26 protein-coding genes and 1 pseudogene are annotated in these 15,173 nt (G+C 42.2%); 2 read left to right on the top strand and 25 right to left on the bottom strand.

Annotated features, from left to right (window positions below):
* Window positions 1–205: 205 nt before the first annotated feature.
* The 4 genes from fabG to LU276_RS01705 all read right to left on the bottom strand — a co-directional run bounded on the left by fabG (window position 206) and on the right by LU276_RS01705 (window position 3,100).
* The gene (fabG, locus tag LU276_RS01720; protein ID WP_284674548.1) at window positions 206–940 is read right to left on the bottom strand and encodes a 3-oxoacyl-ACP reductase FabG; all 735 of its coding nucleotides are present in this window, start codon (window positions 938–940) and stop codon (window positions 206–208) included.
* On the bottom strand, window positions 927–1,883 hold the full coding sequence (gene fabD, locus LU276_RS01715; RefSeq protein WP_284673967.1) for an ACP S-malonyltransferase: 957 nt from the start codon (window positions 1,881–1,883) through the stop codon (window positions 927–929). Before fabD ends, fabG begins: the two co-directional genes overlap by 14 nt.
* Window positions 1,884–2,094: 211 nt before the next feature.
* A complete protein-coding gene (gene rpmF / locus LU276_RS01710; protein WP_284673966.1) occupies window positions 2,095–2,277 on the bottom strand; it encodes a 50S ribosomal protein L32 in 183 nt (60 codons plus the stop codon).
* A 250-nt stretch (window positions 2,278–2,527) separates the two neighbouring features.
* Entirely contained in the window at window positions 2,528–3,100 is a 573-nt protein-coding gene (locus tag LU276_RS01705) for a YceD family protein (protein ID WP_284673965.1), read from the bottom strand.
* A 162-nt stretch (window positions 3,101–3,262) separates the two neighbouring features.
* Between LU276_RS01705 and LU276_RS01700 the strand changes: the two genes are divergently transcribed.
* Together LU276_RS01700 and LU276_RS01695 are read left to right on the top strand one after the other, a co-directional pair.
* Window positions 3,263–3,997 carry an elongation factor P hydroxylase gene (locus tag LU276_RS01700; protein ID WP_284673964.1) on the top strand — a complete coding sequence of 245 codons (735 nt, stop codon included), beginning with the start codon at window positions 3,263–3,265 and terminating at the stop codon, window positions 3,995–3,997.
* An 18-nt stretch (window positions 3,998–4,015) separates the two neighbouring features.
* Window positions 4,016–4,585, top strand: coding sequence for a Sua5/YciO/YrdC/YwlC family protein (locus LU276_RS01695; RefSeq protein ID WP_284673963.1), 570 nt, complete (start codon window positions 4,016–4,018; stop codon window positions 4,583–4,585).
* A 173-nt stretch (window positions 4,586–4,758) separates the two neighbouring features.
* On the opposite strand, the gene rplQ is transcribed toward LU276_RS01695, so the two are convergent.
* From rplQ to rpsC, 21 genes and pseudogenes are all read right to left on the bottom strand, one after another.
* On the bottom strand, window positions 4,759–5,118 hold the full coding sequence (rplQ, locus tag LU276_RS01690; RefSeq protein WP_284673962.1) for a 50S ribosomal protein L17: 360 nt from the start codon (window positions 5,116–5,118) through the stop codon (window positions 4,759–4,761).
* Window positions 5,119–5,135: 17 nt separating this feature from the next.
* Window positions 5,136–6,140, bottom strand: a complete 1,005-nt coding sequence (locus LU276_RS01685) for a DNA-directed RNA polymerase subunit alpha (RefSeq protein ID WP_284673961.1) — start codon at window positions 6,138–6,140, stop codon at window positions 5,136–5,138.
* Window positions 6,141–6,166: 26 nt separating this feature from the next.
* Entirely contained in the window at window positions 6,167–6,808 is a 642-nt protein-coding gene (gene rpsD, locus LU276_RS01680) for a 30S ribosomal protein S4 (RefSeq protein WP_277808221.1), read from the bottom strand.
* Between the two features lie 12 nt (window positions 6,809–6,820).
* Window positions 6,821–7,213, bottom strand: a complete 393-nt coding sequence (gene rpsK / locus LU276_RS01675) for a 30S ribosomal protein S11 (RefSeq protein ID WP_036364258.1) — start codon at window positions 7,211–7,213, stop codon at window positions 6,821–6,823.
* A 20-nt stretch (window positions 7,214–7,233) separates the two neighbouring features.
* Window positions 7,234–7,590 carry a 30S ribosomal protein S13 gene (gene rpsM / locus LU276_RS01670; protein WP_284673960.1) on the bottom strand — a complete coding sequence of 119 codons (357 nt, stop codon included), beginning with the start codon at window positions 7,588–7,590 and terminating at the stop codon, window positions 7,234–7,236.
* 137 nt (window positions 7,591–7,727) lie between these two features.
* Window positions 7,728–7,844 (bottom strand): 50S ribosomal protein L36, encoded by a 117-nt coding sequence (gene rpmJ, locus LU276_RS01665; RefSeq protein WP_036364264.1) that lies wholly within the window; start codon window positions 7,842–7,844, stop codon window positions 7,728–7,730.
* A gap of 23 nt (window positions 7,845–7,867) precedes the next feature.
* A complete protein-coding gene (gene secY, locus LU276_RS01660; protein WP_284673959.1) occupies window positions 7,868–9,214 on the bottom strand; it encodes a preprotein translocase subunit SecY in 1,347 nt (448 codons plus the stop codon).
* 4 nt (window positions 9,215–9,218) lie between these two features.
* Complete coding sequence (rplO, locus tag LU276_RS01655; RefSeq protein ID WP_373627873.1) at window positions 9,219–9,659, bottom strand: 50S ribosomal protein L15; 441 nt, start codon at window positions 9,657–9,659, stop codon at window positions 9,219–9,221.
* On the bottom strand, window positions 9,659–9,838 hold the full coding sequence (gene rpmD, locus LU276_RS01650; RefSeq protein WP_284673958.1) for a 50S ribosomal protein L30: 180 nt from the start codon (window positions 9,836–9,838) through the stop codon (window positions 9,659–9,661). Before rpmD ends, rplO begins: the two co-directional genes overlap by 1 nt.
* A 17-nt stretch (window positions 9,839–9,855) precedes the next feature.
* A complete protein-coding gene (gene rpsE / locus LU276_RS01645; RefSeq protein ID WP_284673957.1) occupies window positions 9,856–10,353 on the bottom strand; it encodes a 30S ribosomal protein S5 in 498 nt (165 codons plus the stop codon).
* Window positions 10,354–10,355: 2 nt separating this feature from the next.
* Window positions 10,356–10,706, bottom strand: a complete 351-nt coding sequence (gene rplR / locus LU276_RS01640) for a 50S ribosomal protein L18 (RefSeq protein WP_284673956.1) — start codon at window positions 10,704–10,706, stop codon at window positions 10,356–10,358.
* Between the two features lie 15 nt (window positions 10,707–10,721).
* Window positions 10,722–11,255 (bottom strand): 50S ribosomal protein L6, encoded by a 534-nt coding sequence (gene rplF / locus LU276_RS01635; RefSeq protein WP_284673955.1) that lies wholly within the window; start codon window positions 11,253–11,255, stop codon window positions 10,722–10,724.
* A 188-nt stretch (window positions 11,256–11,443) separates the two neighbouring features.
* Window positions 11,444–11,842 (bottom strand): 30S ribosomal protein S8, encoded by a 399-nt coding sequence (gene rpsH, locus LU276_RS01630; protein ID WP_284673954.1) that lies wholly within the window; start codon window positions 11,840–11,842, stop codon window positions 11,444–11,446.
* Window positions 11,843–11,853: 11 nt separating this feature from the next.
* Window positions 11,854–12,159 (bottom strand): 30S ribosomal protein S14, encoded by a 306-nt coding sequence (gene rpsN / locus LU276_RS01625; protein ID WP_284673953.1) that lies wholly within the window; start codon window positions 12,157–12,159, stop codon window positions 11,854–11,856.
* 10 nt (window positions 12,160–12,169) lie between these two features.
* Window positions 12,170–12,706 (bottom strand): 50S ribosomal protein L5, encoded by a 537-nt coding sequence (gene rplE, locus LU276_RS01620; protein ID WP_284673952.1) that lies wholly within the window; start codon window positions 12,704–12,706, stop codon window positions 12,170–12,172.
* Window positions 12,707–12,726: 20 nt separating this feature from the next.
* The gene (gene rplX, locus LU276_RS01615) at window positions 12,727–13,044 is read right to left on the bottom strand and encodes a 50S ribosomal protein L24 (protein ID WP_029102639.1); all 318 of its coding nucleotides are present in this window, start codon (window positions 13,042–13,044) and stop codon (window positions 12,727–12,729) included.
* Window positions 13,045–13,060: 16 nt separating this feature from the next.
* Window positions 13,061–13,429 (bottom strand): 50S ribosomal protein L14, encoded by a 369-nt coding sequence (gene rplN / locus LU276_RS01610; protein ID WP_029102638.1) that lies wholly within the window; start codon window positions 13,427–13,429, stop codon window positions 13,061–13,063.
* Window positions 13,430–13,562: 133 nt separating this feature from the next.
* Window positions 13,563–13,835 (bottom strand): 30S ribosomal protein S17, encoded by a 273-nt coding sequence (gene rpsQ, locus LU276_RS01605; protein WP_284673951.1) that lies wholly within the window; start codon window positions 13,833–13,835, stop codon window positions 13,563–13,565.
* Complete coding sequence (gene rpmC, locus LU276_RS01600) at window positions 13,832–14,029, bottom strand: 50S ribosomal protein L29 (RefSeq protein ID WP_036364307.1); 198 nt, start codon at window positions 14,027–14,029, stop codon at window positions 13,832–13,834. Before rpmC ends, rpsQ begins: the two co-directional genes overlap by 4 nt.
* On the bottom strand, window positions 14,029–14,442 hold the full coding sequence (gene rplP, locus LU276_RS01595) for a 50S ribosomal protein L16 (RefSeq protein WP_029102635.1): 414 nt from the start codon (window positions 14,440–14,442) through the stop codon (window positions 14,029–14,031). Before rplP ends, rpmC begins: the two co-directional genes overlap by 1 nt.
* A pseudogene (gene rpsC / locus LU276_RS01590) lies at window positions 14,340–15,171 on the bottom strand (30S ribosomal protein S3). Before rpsC ends, rplP begins: the two are co-directional and overlap by 103 nt.
* Window positions 15,172–15,173: the final 2 nt, after the last annotated feature.

Here is a 15,173-nt window from a genome sequence, read left to right as displayed (position 1 = left end):
CATGCCGAGCTTAGCGACTTATCTTACAATAATTTTTTCAATGTATATATCATAAAACATTTTTGCCGATAGTGCAAGTTTTATGGATACATATGTTCACAATTTGCACTCAATGATAATCACAAGCTCGTCATTTGTCAATGATTTTATCCATCGTCATTGCCATCATGATGAATGCCAAATTTGATTATCACTGTATCATGCCTTACATATACATACCACCATTGACAGCAAGTACCTCGCCTGTGATGTAGCTTGCTTCATCACTTGCCAAGAAAGTAACGGCTACTGCTATCTCTTCAGGTTGAGCCATGCGACCAAGTGGCACAGCATCAAGCATGGAGTTAATCAGACGCTCATCAAGCTCTTCGGTCATGTCAGTCTCCACAAAACCTGGTGCTACACAGTTTACTGTAACGCCACGAGAGCCTATCTCTCGTGCCAATGCACGAGTGAACCCCTCAACACCTGCTTTACTGGCAGCGTAGTTCGCCTGACCTGCATTACCCATCTGACCCACCACCGAAGTGATATTGATGATACGACCAAAGCGAGCCTTCATCATGCTACGCACCGCACGGCGAGAAGTGCGATAGATAGATGTTAAATTGGTATCAAGCACATCAAACCAATCTTCATTTTTCATACGCATCAAAAGCCCATCTTTGGTGATGCCTGCATTGTTCACCAACACATTCACGCCACCATAGACGCTATCAATCTCTTCAAACAGTTTATCAATGGCTTCATCATCGCACACATCAAGCACACGACCGATGCCACCTGATTCACTCAAATACTCTTCAATGGCACAAGCACCTTTTTCGCTCGTTGCTGTGCCGATGACAAAATGACCCTCATCAGCGAAACGCTGAGCGATGGCTCGACCAATGCCACGACTTGCACCTGTTACTAAAACAATTTTTCTACTCATGTAAATTCTCCAATTTCTCAATACGAGCCAGTTTATCACTTGGCAGTGCGGTGATTGGCTGTGCTTGGCGTTTTGCAAGATTTGACAGAACATTACCTGGACCACATTCAATCACAACATCAATATGCTTATCCGCCAGTTTTTGCATGGTTTTTGCCCATTGTACAGGCATGGACAACTGCTCAATTAGGGCAGTTTTAATCTCACTGATACTCTCATGAACCTGTGCATGGCGGTTTTGTATGACAGGAATCTGTGGCAGATTGAATGTCGTTTCGCCAAGCAAGGTCGCTAATTTATCGGTGGCAGGATTCATCAACGCACAATGCGATGGCACGGATACCTTAAGAGCGACTGCTTTTTTACCCAAATTCTCAACCGCATCTAGCACATGGCAGACACCCACCTCTGTACCTGCTACGACCACCTGAGCTGGACTATTGAAGTTGGCAGGATTGACGATGCCTGCTTGATTGGTTGCGTCTTCGCATAGGCTAACCACTTGCTCATCATCTAGCCCAAGCACCGCCGCCATCTGCGTATCAATACCAAGAACCGCATCTGTCATATATTTTCCTCGTTCATGCACAAGTTTAACCGCATCAGATAAACTTAATACGCCACTTGCCACCAACGCACTGTACTCACCCAAAGAATGCCCTGCCAAACACACAGGCGTCAAACCTTGAACAGATAATTTTTCACTGATAACACGCCAAATGGCGACACTCGCTGCCACCAATGCAGGTTGTGTGTACTGTGTCTTGTGCAGACGCTCTTCGTCTTGAGTGATCTCCCAGAGATCAAAACCCAAAGTTGCACTCGCCTCATCAAAGACCGCTTTAACTACTGAAAAATGCTCTGCCAACTCATTCATCATTCCCACAGTCTGCGAACCTTGACCTGGAAAAACAACGGCAATGCGTTTGGCTGTATTATTTTCTGTCATAAAACACCTTGTTATGGATTTTTAATCACTGCATTTAAACAATTAACATAAAAATTGATGTGCATTTTATCATAAAAAAATAAACATTTGTTTACTAATTTTTGTGTAAATTTTTAATATAACATAACGAAATCTTGCTCATCGTAAGCACAAAAAAGCCAAGTGTATTGATGAACAATACAGCCTGGCTTTTGCAATCATAATCTACCGATTAGCTGTTTTGGCTTACCTTGAACAGTTGGCGACCACGGTAGAAACCATCTTTGGTCGCATGGTGGCGAAGATGTTTTTCGCCAGTAGTAGAATCAATGCTGATAGTGCTCACTACCATACGGTCGTGTGAACGACGCATGTCGCGGCGTGAACGGCTTTTGCGGTTTTGTTGAACTGCCATGATAGCTCCTAAAATTCGTCAAATTAAGGCAATTTAACACCTAAATCGCCAAATAAACAATAAAAATGGTCGTGCGTTTTATGGATGACCGTTGCATTAACACAACTCAAAGCATAGCACCTTTTGCTTTGACATCTTTAATAAGCACAATAAACGCTGTATTATACTAAAAAATTTCACTATTTTCAAAGCATAAACGCAAAAAATTACAAAACTTTCTATTTTATGCCAATTTATGCCAAATAATCTTTTAATTGAGCTTGCCTTTTAATGCAGCCAGTGCCGCAAATGGGTTATCCGCCATCTCATCATCGTCATTGGCATCTACCATCTCAATCGGCATCTCGCATTCGCTGTGGCGTGGCGATAGTGGCAAGACAAGCAGCAGCTCATCTTCAAGCAAATCTTGAATGGGTAGCATTTTTCTCACCCCTTCGCCATTGATTTCATCAACCAGTACATATTCAGCGTCTTTTACCTGCTCAATTTGGCTCTCATGCGATAAAATCGCCAAACGATACTGATTGATTATGTCAATATTCATATCCTCCAAACAACGCTGACAGGACACGATAAGCTCACCAACAACATCAAAAGTTAGCCACAAGATGCCTAAAGTTTTTTGTAAATTAACCTGAACGGTCAGGTTCTTATGCTGTCTTGTTTGGTTGGTTAGATTAACATGAGTGGACAGACGCTCAAAGCTCGCCACCGCTACCTCGCCAGACCACACAAAACCAATATCCGCCCACTTTTCAAGCACGATATTGGCAGGAAATTCTTTATTTGCCAAATCTAAAGATGGGTTTGTTGCCTTGTTCATTATAAATTCCTAATTCGTATTGCCTTATTATTTCATAAAATCAATAAATTTTCACGATAATTTTTATAATGCTTGATTACACTTGACTGACAAAATTATCCTCAACGCCCATCAAATAAATAATGCTATAATAACAAACAACAAAATTTCATGGTGTTTTTTATGCAATCTGTTGATTTTAGCACATTATCCCCAAATCTTAATATCAACCCATCTGACCAAAAAATACACATTCAATCACTATGGCAACAGTTGTTTTTTGATGAATCTCTCACAAAAGACATTGCCAAACTCAGTCAAAACATTGATGCCACAGCATGGCAAACATATGCCTCACACTGGCAGAGTATCGATAAAAATGATGATAAGGCACTCACCGACTGGCTCATCAGTTTATTTAATCATTTATTTAACCAACCCGACATTGGCATGATGCCCACCACGCTCGTTCGGGGCGATGGCGAACCTGAATATTTCCCTGCTGACGACAAAAATCCTGCAAGAATTGAGTTTGCTCATGGTTTTTTTGCCAGTAGCCTGCACGAAATCAGTCATTGGTGTATCGCCGGCAAAGCAAGACGCACTCTCAATGACTTTGGTTATTGGTATGAATCGGACGGACGAAATGAACAGACCCAAGCCATCTTTGAACAAGTAGAAATCAAGCCCCAAGCCATTGAGTGCTTACTCAATCAAGCCTGTGGACGCTATTTTTATGTTTCTCAAGACAATCTGAATGCAGATTTTGATACCAGTAAAAGCACTTTTGCCACCGATGTTTATGCTAAGGCACAAGACTATCTAAGCACGCCAAACACCCTGCCTAGAGATGCCAAAAGGTTGCTGTGGATATTGCTACGCCTTTGTCAAGGATTTACACCAACCCACTTTCACTAACAATACAAGAGATAAGTCATGCAAACACTTTATTTACACCCAAAAAATCCACAAACCAGACTACTAGAACAAATCGCCAATACATTAAAAGAAGGCAAAATTATCGCTTATCCAACCGAATCAGGCTATGCTTTATTGACACACTCTCAGGCTAAGCATACAACAAATCATCTTGCTCATATCAATCAAATCGTACAAAGCGAGCCATCAACGCTAATCTGCAAAAACATCAGCGATGCGACAAACTACGCCAACATCAATAATGCCCAATTTCGCCAAATCAAATCATGCGACACATCTGCCAAACGATTTATTCTAGAAGCAAGTAAGCAGACACCCAAGCACCTGCTCAACAAAAAGAAGTTGATTGGCATACAGTTTAGCGAATACACACCACTTGCCTCCCTACTTGATGTTGTTGGCGAACCTTTGGTCATCAGCGACCTAGATGGTCAATTGATGAACACCGAGACCCCCTATGACATTGAAGATGTATTAAGCAATCAAATTGATGTACTGGTCAATATTGATATGATTGAAAATATCCAAACAATAGAAGTCGTTAATTTGAGTGATTTATCAGATTAGATCGCTTTGACATACATGACATACATTTTAGCGGTAAATGCAGATACAATAAATTCAATCCAATCAAATCACCCAACCGTCATAAATAACAATCCAAGTCTCATCATTTAAAATTTAAAGCACCAAAACAAAAATCCCAGTCTAGACTGGGATTTTTTTGAGTAGAAAACCAATTATGGGCGGTCAACTAGCTCAACATATGCCATCGGTGCATTATCGCCATCACGATGACCGCACTTGATGATACGCAGGTAACCACCTGGGCGAGTTTTGTAACGAGGACCTAGTTCGTTGAATAGTTTACCAACGATTACCTTGTTACGAGTGCGGTTAAATGCCAAACGGCGGTTAGCAACACTATCTTCTTTCGCCAATGTGATTAGAGGCTCAGCTACACGGCGTAGCTCTTTTGCCTTAACCAAAGTGGTTTTGATTAGCTCATGTTCAAACAAAGAATTAGTCATGTTTTGGAACATTGCCTTACGATGGCTGCTGGTGCGACCCAGCTTTACGCCACTATTACGATGTCGCATGGTCAGTATCCTTTAAATTAACGGCTACGATAAGAAAAACGATCATCAACTCTCAAATCGCTTGGTGGCCATGTCTCTAAACGCATGCCTAACTCCAAGCCCTTAGACGCAAGTACATCCTTGATTTCGGTCAATGATTTCTTACCAAGATTTGGGGTCTTAAGCAGTTCAGTTTCTGAACGCTGTACCAAATCACCAATATAATAAATGTTTTCAGCTTTTAAGCAATTTGCTGAGCGAACCGTTAGTTCAAGATCATCCACTGGGCGTAATAGCACAGGGTCAATCTCTTCTTTCTCTTTGACAGGCTCAACCACTTCTTCTGCTTCCAAATCCACAAAAATTGCGATTTGTTGTTGCAAAATGGTTGCCGCTTTACGAATTGCTTCTTCTGGATCGATGGTACCGTTAGTCTCAAGCTCAATGATAAGCTTGTCTAGGTCGGTACGCTGCTCAACACGAGCATTTTCAACATCATAAGCAACACGCAGAATTGGGCTAAAACTTGCATCAAGTTTTAAGCGACCAATTGCTTTAGAGTTTGCATCTTCACGGCGTTGGTTGGCAGGCTCATAGCCACGACCTGTTACTACACGCAAACGCATCTTCAGATGACCACGCTCACTAAGAGTTCCTAACACCAAATCAGGGTTAGCAATCTCTACATTGTGTGGCAACTCAAGATCAGCAGCAGTAACAACACCTGCACCTTGCTTGTCCAAAGTCAAATAAGCTTCATTTTGGTCATGCAGTGTGATTGCCAAACCTTTTAGGTTTAAAAGCAAATCAAGCACATCTTCTTGCAGGCCTTCAAGTGTAGAATATTCATGATCCACACCTTCAATCTCTGCTTCAATAACTGCAGCACCAGACAATGAAGAAAGTAGAATACGGCGAAGGGCATTACCTAGCGTATGCCCAAAACCTCTTTCTAACGGCTCGAGCGTGACCTTAGCAGTCGTTTCATTAACCGCATCCACATGAATGGCACTAGGTGTTAGAAACTCAGTTGCATTTGTCATAGTGTCACCTCGATGATTAATTCGGATTATTTAGAATATAGCTCAACAATCAAGCTTTCGTTGATTTCAGCAGGTAGTTCACTACGCTCTGGTGCAGTTTTGAAAGTACCTTGAAGTTTGCTGTGATCAACTTCTAGCCATTCTGGAATACCGCGTTGAGTCGCAAGTTCAATAGCATTTTTGATACGCAATTGCTCTTTTGACTTTTCGTGAACAGCGATTACATCACCATCTTGTACTTGGATTGATGGAATGTTCACACGAACAAACTCATCACGACCTGCTTTTTTAAGCAAGATTGCACGATGGCTAACAAGCTGGCGAGCTTCTGCACGCGTTGCACCAAAACCCATACGATACACAACATTATCTAAGCGACGCTCTAGCATGCCTAATAGGTTTTCACCAGTTGCACCACGCATACGGGCAGCTTCTTTATAGTAGTTTGAGAATTGACGCTCAAGCACACCATACATGCGTTTTACTTTTTGCTTCTCACGAAGTTGCGATGCGTATTCAGAAGTTTTATTTTGGCTGTTGCCATGCTGACCAGGTGCACGACTAGCTTTCTTAGTTTTCACATCATAAGGCTTTACACCTGATTTGAGCTGCAAATCAGTACCTTCACGGCGTGATAATTTTAATTTTGGACCAATATAACGGGCCATGTGTCTTTCTCCTTAAACGCGGCGTTTCTTAGGCGGGCGGCAGCCGTTGTGTGGAATTGGGGTTACATCACTAATGCTGTTAATTTTATAACCCAATGCACCTAATGCACGAACCGCAGACTCACGACCTGGTCCTGGACCTTTAACCAAGACATCAACATTTTTAACACCATAGGTTTCTTGAGCTGCTTTACCAGCAACTTCAGCAGCAACCTGTGCAGCAAAAGGTGTTGATTTACGTGAACCACGGAAGCCTTGTCCACCTGAGGTGGCCCAAGCCAATGCATTACCTTGACGGTCGGTAATGGTTACAATGGTGTTATTAAAAGACGCATGAATATGGGCGATACCTTCAGATACCGAACGGCGAGCCACTTTTTTGCGGCTACGGGTGTCTTTTGCCATCTTTTAGCTTCCTAAATTAGTTACTTTTTAATTGCTTTGCGTGGACCTTTACGGGTACGCGCGTTAGTTTTAGTGCGTTGACCATTTACAGGTAGACCACGACGGTGGCGAAGACCACGGTAGCAACCCAAATCGACCAAACGCTTGATATTCATTGAAATTTCACGACGAAGGTCACCTTCAGTAGTGTAATTTGCAACTTCAGCACGGACAGCATCTAGCTGTACATCATCCAACTGACCAATTTTAGTGGTTTCGTTGATACCAACAGTAGCAAGGATTTGCTTAGCTGTAGTACGCCCTATACCAAAAATGTAAGTTAGTGAAATCACAGCGTGTTTGTTGTCCGGAATGTTTACACCGGCAATACGAGCCATTAACTTCTCTCCATTAGCACAAATACAATTGTATTTGCTAGGTTTACTCTAACAATCTGTTCAAATAACAGATTGATATGGCAATTAGCGGATAATACATTATCCGCTACTAATTTGCAAGGATTAATTTGTAACAATTAACCTTGGCGTTGCTTGTGGCGTGGTTCTGAGCTACAGATAACTAGAACCTTGCCTTTGCGACGAACAATTTTGCAACTGCCGCAAATCTTTTTAACTGATGCTTGAACTTTCATGTCATGCTCCTAAAGTACACCAACTATTGGTTGTTTGGCGATTTAATTAAAGTCTGATTATGATATTGATGAGTCATCAAATGTGCTTGAATCTGAGCAATGAAATCCATCAAAACAACTACCATAATCAACAAAGATGTACCACCTAACGGAATGGCTTGACCAAATGATGATTGTACAATCATTGGCATCAAGCAAATGATTGCCATATACATTGCACCAATAAATGTTAGGCGATTTAAAACAAAGTCTAAATAACGCTTGGTCTGTTGTCCAGGTCTAATACCTGGGATATATGCACCACTACGCTTTAGGTTTTCAGCAACCTCTTTGGGATTGAACATCAAAGCTGTATAAAAATAACAGAAGAAGATAACCATCCCACCAAAAAGCAGTAAATAAAGCGGTGCATCAGGCTGCAAAACCAAAGAAATATTTTGAATAAAACTTTGGAACAGCGTTGGGTTTTCAGTTGGAGTTGAAAAATGTCCCAAACTGGCTGGTAACATAAGCAAAGAACTGGCAAAAATTGCAGGAATCACACCCGCCATATTGATTTTTAATGGCAAATGAGATTGCTGCTGAGCATAAACCTTGCGTCCTTCCTGCTGTTTTTGAGCATAGTTCACTGGCACTCTGCGTTGAGCTCGTTCAATAAAAACGATAGCAGCAGTAACAGCAATACCCAAAATGGCAAAAACGAAAGCGGTTAAAAGCTCCTTACTGCCACCTGTGCTATTAGCAAAGATGCCTCCAATCATGTTTGGTGCACTTGCCACAATACTGGCAAGAATCAGCATAGAAATACCGTTACCAATACCACGCTCAGTAATTTGTTCACCCAACCACATCAAAAACATGGAACCTGCAACAAGAGATGTTACCGCAGGAATATAGAAACTCGAACCTGTCGATAGAGTTAGATTCTGTGAAATTAACCCTGCCGACATACCTACCGCCTGCACAAAAGCCAATGCCAAAGTACCTTGGCGGGTATATTTATTTAATGTTCTACGCCCTGCTTCACCTTCTTTTTTAAGTGCTTCCAAAGAAGGCACAACAGCCGACATCATCTGCACCACAATCGATGCTGAGATATAAGGCATGATTCCAAGTGCCATAATGGACATACGCTCAAGAGAACCACCAGAGAACATGTTAAACATGCCCAAAAAAGTATTCTCACCAGCTTCAAAAAACTCAGCCAAGCGTATTGGATTCATGCCTGGTACAGGTACATGTGAACCTAGACGATAAACAATCAACGCACCAATTAAAAAAAGAATACGATTCCAAAGCTCGTCGTATTTACGGATAAACACGAAAGGATTTAATGGAATATTTGATTTGGACGCTGAATGTTTTGACACGACATTACTCCTCGATGCTACCGCCAGCAGCTTCGATTGCTTGTTTTGCACCTTTAGTTACTTTTACACCTTTAAAGGTCAAAGCACGGCTAATTTCGCCAGATAGGATGACGCGAGCACGCTTCATATCGCCACGGATAATGTTAGCAGCTTTTAGAGTGTCAACGCTAACCACATCGCCTTCGATTTTATTTAGCTCAGACAGACGAACTTCAGCAGTAGTTAGTGCTAGTTGGCTGGTGAAACCAAATTTTGGCAAACGGCGATAGATCGGCATTTGACCGCCTTCAAAACCTGCTGGAATGCTTGAACCTGAGCGTGAAGTTTGACCTTTGATACCACGACCACCAGTCTTACCAAGACCAGAACCGATACCACGACCACGACGCTGGGCGGTCTTTTTTGCACCTAGTGCAGGTGCTAATTCATTTAAACGCAGACCCATTACGCTTCCTCCACTTTAACCATGTAATTTACACGATTTACCATACCACGAATTGAAGGAGTGTCTTCAACTTCAACAGTATGACCGATACGACGTAGTCCTAAACCTTTTAGGCAAGCTTTGTGGCTTGCTAAGCGATGACTACTCGATTTTACTTGAGTAACTTTAATTGTTTTCATCGTAACTTACCTACTTCTTAACCCAAAATTTCTTCTATAGATTTACCACGCTTAGCGGCAACTTGTTCTGGTGAAACCATGTCACGCAAGCCTTTGAAAGTCGCTTGTACAACATTGGCTGCATTAGTTGAGCCGTAGCACTTAGCCAATACGTTTTGAACGCCTGCAACTTCAAGAACTGCACGCATTGCACCACCAGCAATAACACCTGTACCTTCAGATGCTGGTTGCATATACACTTTAGATGCACCATGGCGTGCGTTGATTGGATGTTGTAGGGTATGCCCTGCCAATTCAACAGTAATCATGTTACGCTTGGCAGCTTCAAGTGCTTTTTGGATAGCAGCAGGCACTTCACGGGCTTTACCACGACCAAAACCTACACGACCATTACCATCACCAACTACTGTTAGAGCAGTGAAAGAGAAGATACGACCGCCTTTTACAACTTTTGCTACACGATCAACAACAACCAATTTTTCTACCAAACCGTCAGTTTGTTCAACTTTTGCCATGATTAGAACTCCAATCCATTTTCACGGGCTGCGTCTGCTAGTGCTTTTACGCGGCCATGATATTTAAAACCACTACGGTCAAATGCAACTTTAGTGATGCCTGCTGCTTTTGCACGCTCAGCGATGAGTGCACCAACAGCTTTTGCTGCTTCAACATTACCAGTAGCACCAGAACGAAGAGTAGCATCTAAAGTTGAAGCCTGAGCAACAACGACACCACCTGTTGGTGAGATAACTTGAGCATAGATATGGCGTGGAGTGCGAGTGACAGTCAAACGATTAACGCCTAAGTGACGGATGTGTGCACGGGTTTTTTTCGCTCGGCGAAGACGAGCTGATTTTTTATCGAACATGTTTGCTCACCTTACTTATTTTTTCTTAGCTTCTTTGCGAAGAACCACTTCGTCGCTATAACGAACACCTTTACCTTTATAAGGCTCAGGCAGACGGAAGCTACGAATTTTTGCTGCTGCTTGACCCAACTTTTGCTTGTCGCTTGATTTCAAAACGATTTCAGTTTGGCTTGGGCTTTCTGCAGTAACGCCTTCAGGTAGCGTATACTCGATTGGATGAGAAAAGCCTAGGCTTAGGTTTACTTTGTTACCTGCAACCTGTGCACGATAACCAACACCGATAAGTTGTAGGCGACGCTCAAAACCATTACTTACACCATGAACCATGTTGTTGATTAATGCACGCACTGTACCAGTGTGCATCCACGCTTCTTTAGTGTCAGCAATAGGAGAAAGCGTAACAACGCCATCTTCTTGTTTTAGCTCGACCAAATCATGCAGGCGTAAAAACAAAGAACCGTTCTTGCCTTTAACTTCAACCTGCTGACCGTTCAAAGTAACGCTGGTACCAGCTGGTAGCGTTACAGGGGCTTTAGCCACACGAGACATAGGAGTTTTCCTTAAATGATAATAAAACGCCATCAAATGATGGCAATGAAACCATGCTTTTTTAAATAAAAATAAAAGTTTTGTACATAAAACTTAGAGATTATTTAAATAAGCAAATTATTATAACAGAAAAAATCCTTGGCGTAAACCAAGGATTTTTATCTTTTTGTAATTTTATCAGTTGTTTATTAGGCAACCAATGCTATTACTTCACCACCAATACCAGCAGCACGAGCAGCACGATCACTCATGATGCCTTTGCTTGTAGAAATGATGGCAACACCCAAGCCTTTTTGAACACTTGGTAGCTCATCTTTACCACGGTATTGACGAAGACCAGGACGGCTGTAGCGTTTTAGAGTCTCAATAACGCCTTTTCCTTGGTAGTACTTAAGTTCTACAGTTAGAACTTTTTTACCATTCTCAATGTCACTAACTTCTGCACCAGCTAGGTAACCTTCTGCAACCAATAGGTCAGCAATAGATTTACGAAGCTTAGAAGCAGGCATTGCAACAGATGGCTTGTTTCTTGATTGTGCGTTGCGAATGCGGGTTAGCATATCAGCAACAGGATCTTGCATACTCATTGCGATACTCCTTACCAGCTTGCTTTACGAACGCCAGGTACATCACCTTGCATTACACGCTCACGCAATTTATTGCGTGATAAACCAAATTTACGGAAATAACCATGTGGACGACCAGTTAAGCCACAACGATTGCGTAGGCGTACTGGTGAAGAATTGCGTGGTAGTGTTTGCAGAGCAAGCATTGCCTCTAGACGCTCTTCATCACTTGCATTGATGTCACTGATTACCGCTTTTAATTTTGCACGCTTTTCGGCGTACTTAGCAACTGTTTTTTCGCGTTTTAGTTCGCGATTAATCATGCTTTTCTTAGCCATAACATTTACCTTATCTAAATGGGAAGCCGAATGCTTTTAGCAATGCACGACCTTGATCATCATTAGCAGCTGTAGTAGTGATAGTGATGTCTAGACCACGGATGCGATCAATCTTATCAAAATCAACTTCTGGGAAAACGATCTGCTCTTTGATGCCCAATGAGTAATTGCCACGACCATCAAATGCTTTTGCTGAAAAACCACGGAAATCACGAATACGAGGAATCGCAATGGCAATAAGACGATCTAAGAATTCATACATCTGTTCGCCACGAAGAGTAACTTTACAACCAATCGGCCATTCTTCACGAATTTTAAAGCCGGCCACTGATTTGCGTGCTTTGGTTACTACAGGTTTTTGACCAGCGATTGCGGTCATGTCAGCCAACGCACCTTCTAATAGTTTTTTATCCTGTGCCGCACCGCCAACACCCATGTTTAGAGTGATTTTGGTGATTTTTGGCACTTGCATTACATTTTCCAAGCCAAGCTCATCTTTGATTTTTTGCTTTAGCTCGTCATTGTATAAAGATTTTAATCTTGCCATTACTATATACCCTTGGTCTCTTATGCAGTCGCCACTACTTCACCAGTAGAACGATAGATACGGACTTTTTTGCCCTCTTCGTTTACTTGGTAAGCAACACGATCTGCTTTTTGGGTTGCTGCATTATAAATTGCAACATTTGAAATGTGTAAAAATGCTTCTTGCTTAACAATGCCACCTTCTTTACCTAGCATTTGGTTAGGTTTTTGGTGTTTGGTTACAATGTTGATGCCTTCAACTTTTACACGGTCTGCTTTAACCGCCAAAATTGTGCCTTGCTTGCCTTTATCTTTGCCAGCAATCACAACCACGGTGTCGCCTTTGCGTAACTTTGCCATAATAGCCTCTAAAAGGTTACAGTACTTCAGGTGCTAGTGAAACAATTTTCATGAATTGTTCACCACGTAGTTCACGGGTAACAGGTCCAAAAATACGAGTTGCAATTGGGGCTTTGTTATTGTTTAGAATAACCGCCGCATTGTCATCAAAACGTAATACAGAACCATCTGGACGACGCACACCTTTCTTAGTGCGCACAACTACCGCATTCATCACGTCGCCTTTTTTAACACGACCACGAGGAATGGCTTCTTTAACCGTTACCTTGATAATGTCGCCAACTGATGCGTAACGACGATGCGAGCCACCCAGTACTTTGATACACTGAACGCGTCTTGCACCACTGTTATCTGCAACTTCCAGCATTGTTTCAGTCTGAATCATCGCATTACTCCATAATAAATAAAGCAATAAAAGCCATTCGCCATTAAATATGCACAATGCTTGTACATATTTAATGGATGAACATCTATAAAGATGTACATTATACTAGTAAATGACTTTTAATGCAAATCACTTAAATTTTTACCGCAGTCTCGACCACATCAACCAAAGTCCAAGACTTGGTTTTTGAGATAGGACGAGTTTCTTTGATACGAACGATATCGCCTTCTTGACAAACATTATTCTCGTCGTGAGCTTTTAGCTTGGTAGAACGGCGAACTTGCTTGCCATACATTGGGTGGCGAATTTGGCGTTCAACAAGGACGGTAATAGATTTGTCCATTTTGTTGCTAACAACTTTACCAGTTACAACGCCAACTTCTTGAGTTTGGATGTTCTCGCTCATGCGTCGCCTCTTTGTTTTTCGTTAATCAAAGTCAAGATTTTTGCAATCGTACGACGATTTGCCTTAACTTCGTGAGTATTGCCCAGCTGACCCGTAGCTTTTGCCATACGCAGACGGAATGCATCAAGCTGCTTTTCGTCAAGCAATTGAGCCAACTCTTCTACTGATTTTTCGCGTAATTCGTTGGTTTTCATTACATAACCGTCCGTTTAACAATAGTTGTTTTAAAGGGTAGTTTTGCCGATGCTAAAGTTAGAGCTTCGCGCGCTAATTCCTCGCTGACACCTTGGATTTCGTATAGCATTTTACCAGGCTTAATCTCAGCTACCCAGTACTCAACTGGACCTTTACCTTTACCCATACGAACTTCTAAAGGTTTCTCGGTAATTGGCTTGTCTGGGAATACACGAATCCAAATTTTACCGCCACGCTTAATGCGACGAGTAATGGTACGACGAGCTGCTTCAATTTGGCGAGCAGTCATGCGACCACGACCGATAGATTTTAGACCAATTTCACCAAATGCAACGGTGTTACCGCGTTGAGCAAGACCTGTATTACGGCCTTTGTGCATTTTACGGAATTTGGTACGTTTTGGTTGCAACATAGCTTACCCCTTGTCTGAATTACGACGGCTGTTGGTACGGCCACGGCGTTTTGGTGCACGGGCTTTCTCTTCAACCACTGGGTTATAGACGCTGTTCATGCCATCTAGAATTTCACCACGGAAAATCCACACTTTTACACCGATGGTACCATAAGTGGTTTCTGCACGCACTTCTGCGTAATCGATGTCAGCACGAAGAGTATGTAGAGGCACACGACCTTCACGATACCACTCAGTACGAGCGATTTCTGCACCGCCTAGACGACCAGATAGCTCAACTTTAATACCTTGAGCACCTGAACGCATGCTGTTTTGTACCGCACGCTTCATCGCACGACGGAACATCACACGGCGTTCTAGCTGGTTGGCGATACCAACAGCAACCAAACGAGCATCTAGGTCAGGCTGAGTGATTTCCTTGATATTAACTTGTGCAGGAACACCCATGATTTTGGTAAGTTCTTTTTGCAGAGCTTCAATATCCGCCCCTTGCTTACCGATAATCACGCCAGGACGAGCTGAGTGAATGGTAATCTTAGCAGCACCCGTAGGACGCTCAATACTAATATTACTTACCATTGCCTCTTTTAGCTTGTTGCGTAGAAAATCACGCACCTTAAAGTCGTTTAGTAGGTATTCTGAGTATTGCTTTGGACTTGCGTACCAGTTTGCATTGTGCTTTTTGACAACGCCCAAGCGAATACCAATTGGATGAACTTTTTGACCCATGA

This window comes from Moraxella haemolytica, from assembly GCF_030177935.1.
Lineage (GTDB): Bacteria > Pseudomonadota > Gammaproteobacteria > Pseudomonadales > Moraxellaceae > Moraxella > Moraxella haemolytica.
This window is presented reverse-complemented; position numbering and strand designations above follow the sequence as displayed.

Coding starts and splice junctions, on each gene's coding strand:
- rplN (WP_029102638.1), bottom strand. CDS start 13,429: ATGATTCAGACTGAAACAATGCTGGAAGTTGCAGATAACAGTGGTGCA.
- rpmJ (WP_036364264.1), bottom strand. CDS start 7,844: ATGAAAGTTCAAGCATCAGTTAAAAAGATTTGCGGCAGTTGCAAAATT.
- rpsN (WP_284673953.1), bottom strand. CDS start 12,159: ATGGCTAAGAAAAGCATGATTAATCGCGAACTAAAACGCGAAAAAACA.
- rpsM (WP_284673960.1), bottom strand. CDS start 7,590: ATGGCTCGTATTGCCGGTGTAAACATTCCGGACAACAAACACGCTGTG.
- rplF (WP_284673955.1), bottom strand. CDS start 11,255: ATGTCTCGTGTGGCTAAAGCCCCTGTAACGCTACCAGCTGGTACCAGC.
- rpsD (WP_277808221.1), bottom strand. CDS start 6,808: ATGGCCCGTTATATTGGTCCAAAATTAAAATTATCACGCCGTGAAGGT.
- rplO (WP_373627873.1), bottom strand. CDS start 9,659: ATGGGTCTGCGTTTAAATGAATTAGCACCTGCACTAGGTGCAAAAAAG.
- rpmD (WP_284673958.1), bottom strand. CDS start 9,838: ATGAAAACAATTAAAGTTACTCAAGTAAAATCGAGTAGTCATCGCTTA.
- LU276_RS01705 (WP_284673965.1), bottom strand. CDS start 3,100: ATGAACAAGGCAACAAACCCATCTTTAGATTTGGCAAATAAAGAATTT.
- rpmC (WP_036364307.1), bottom strand. CDS start 14,029: ATGAAAACCAACGAATTACGCGAAAAATCAGTAGAAGAGTTGGCTCAA.
- rplP (WP_029102635.1), bottom strand. CDS start 14,442: ATGTTGCAACCAAAACGTACCAAATTCCGTAAAATGCACAAAGGCCGT.
- LU276_RS01685 (WP_284673961.1), bottom strand. CDS start 6,140: ATGACAAATGCAACTGAGTTTCTAACACCTAGTGCCATTCATGTGGAT.
- LU276_RS01695 (WP_284673963.1), top strand. CDS start 4,016: ATGCAAACACTTTATTTACACCCAAAAAATCCACAAACCAGACTACTA.
- rpsE (WP_284673957.1), bottom strand. CDS start 10,353: ATGGCAAAAGTTGAACAAACTGACGGTTTGGTAGAAAAATTGGTTGTT.
- LU276_RS01700 (WP_284673964.1), top strand. CDS start 3,263: ATGCAATCTGTTGATTTTAGCACATTATCCCCAAATCTTAATATCAAC.
- fabD (WP_284673967.1), bottom strand. CDS start 1,883: ATGACAGAAAATAATACAGCCAAACGCATTGCCGTTGTTTTTCCAGGT.
- rplQ (WP_284673962.1), bottom strand. CDS start 5,118: ATGCGACATCGTAATAGTGGCGTAAAGCTGGGTCGCACCAGCAGCCAT.
- rplR (WP_284673956.1), bottom strand. CDS start 10,706: ATGTTCGATAAAAAATCAGCTCGTCTTCGCCGAGCGAAAAAAACCCGT.
- rplE (WP_284673952.1), bottom strand. CDS start 12,706: ATGGCAAGATTAAAATCTTTATACAATGACGAGCTAAAGCAAAAAATC.
- rpsH (WP_284673954.1), bottom strand. CDS start 11,842: ATGAGTATGCAAGATCCTGTTGCTGATATGCTAACCCGCATTCGCAAC.
- rpsK (WP_036364258.1), bottom strand. CDS start 7,213: ATGGCAAAAGACACCCGTAGCCGCAAAAAAGTGGCTCGCCGTTCGGTA.
- rpsQ (WP_284673951.1), bottom strand. CDS start 13,835: ATGAGCGAGAACATCCAAACTCAAGAAGTTGGCGTTGTAACTGGTAAA.
- rpmF (WP_284673966.1), bottom strand. CDS start 2,277: ATGGCAGTTCAACAAAACCGCAAAAGCCGTTCACGCCGCGACATGCGT.
- rplX (WP_029102639.1), bottom strand. CDS start 13,044: ATGGCAAAGTTACGCAAAGGCGACACCGTGGTTGTGATTGCTGGCAAA.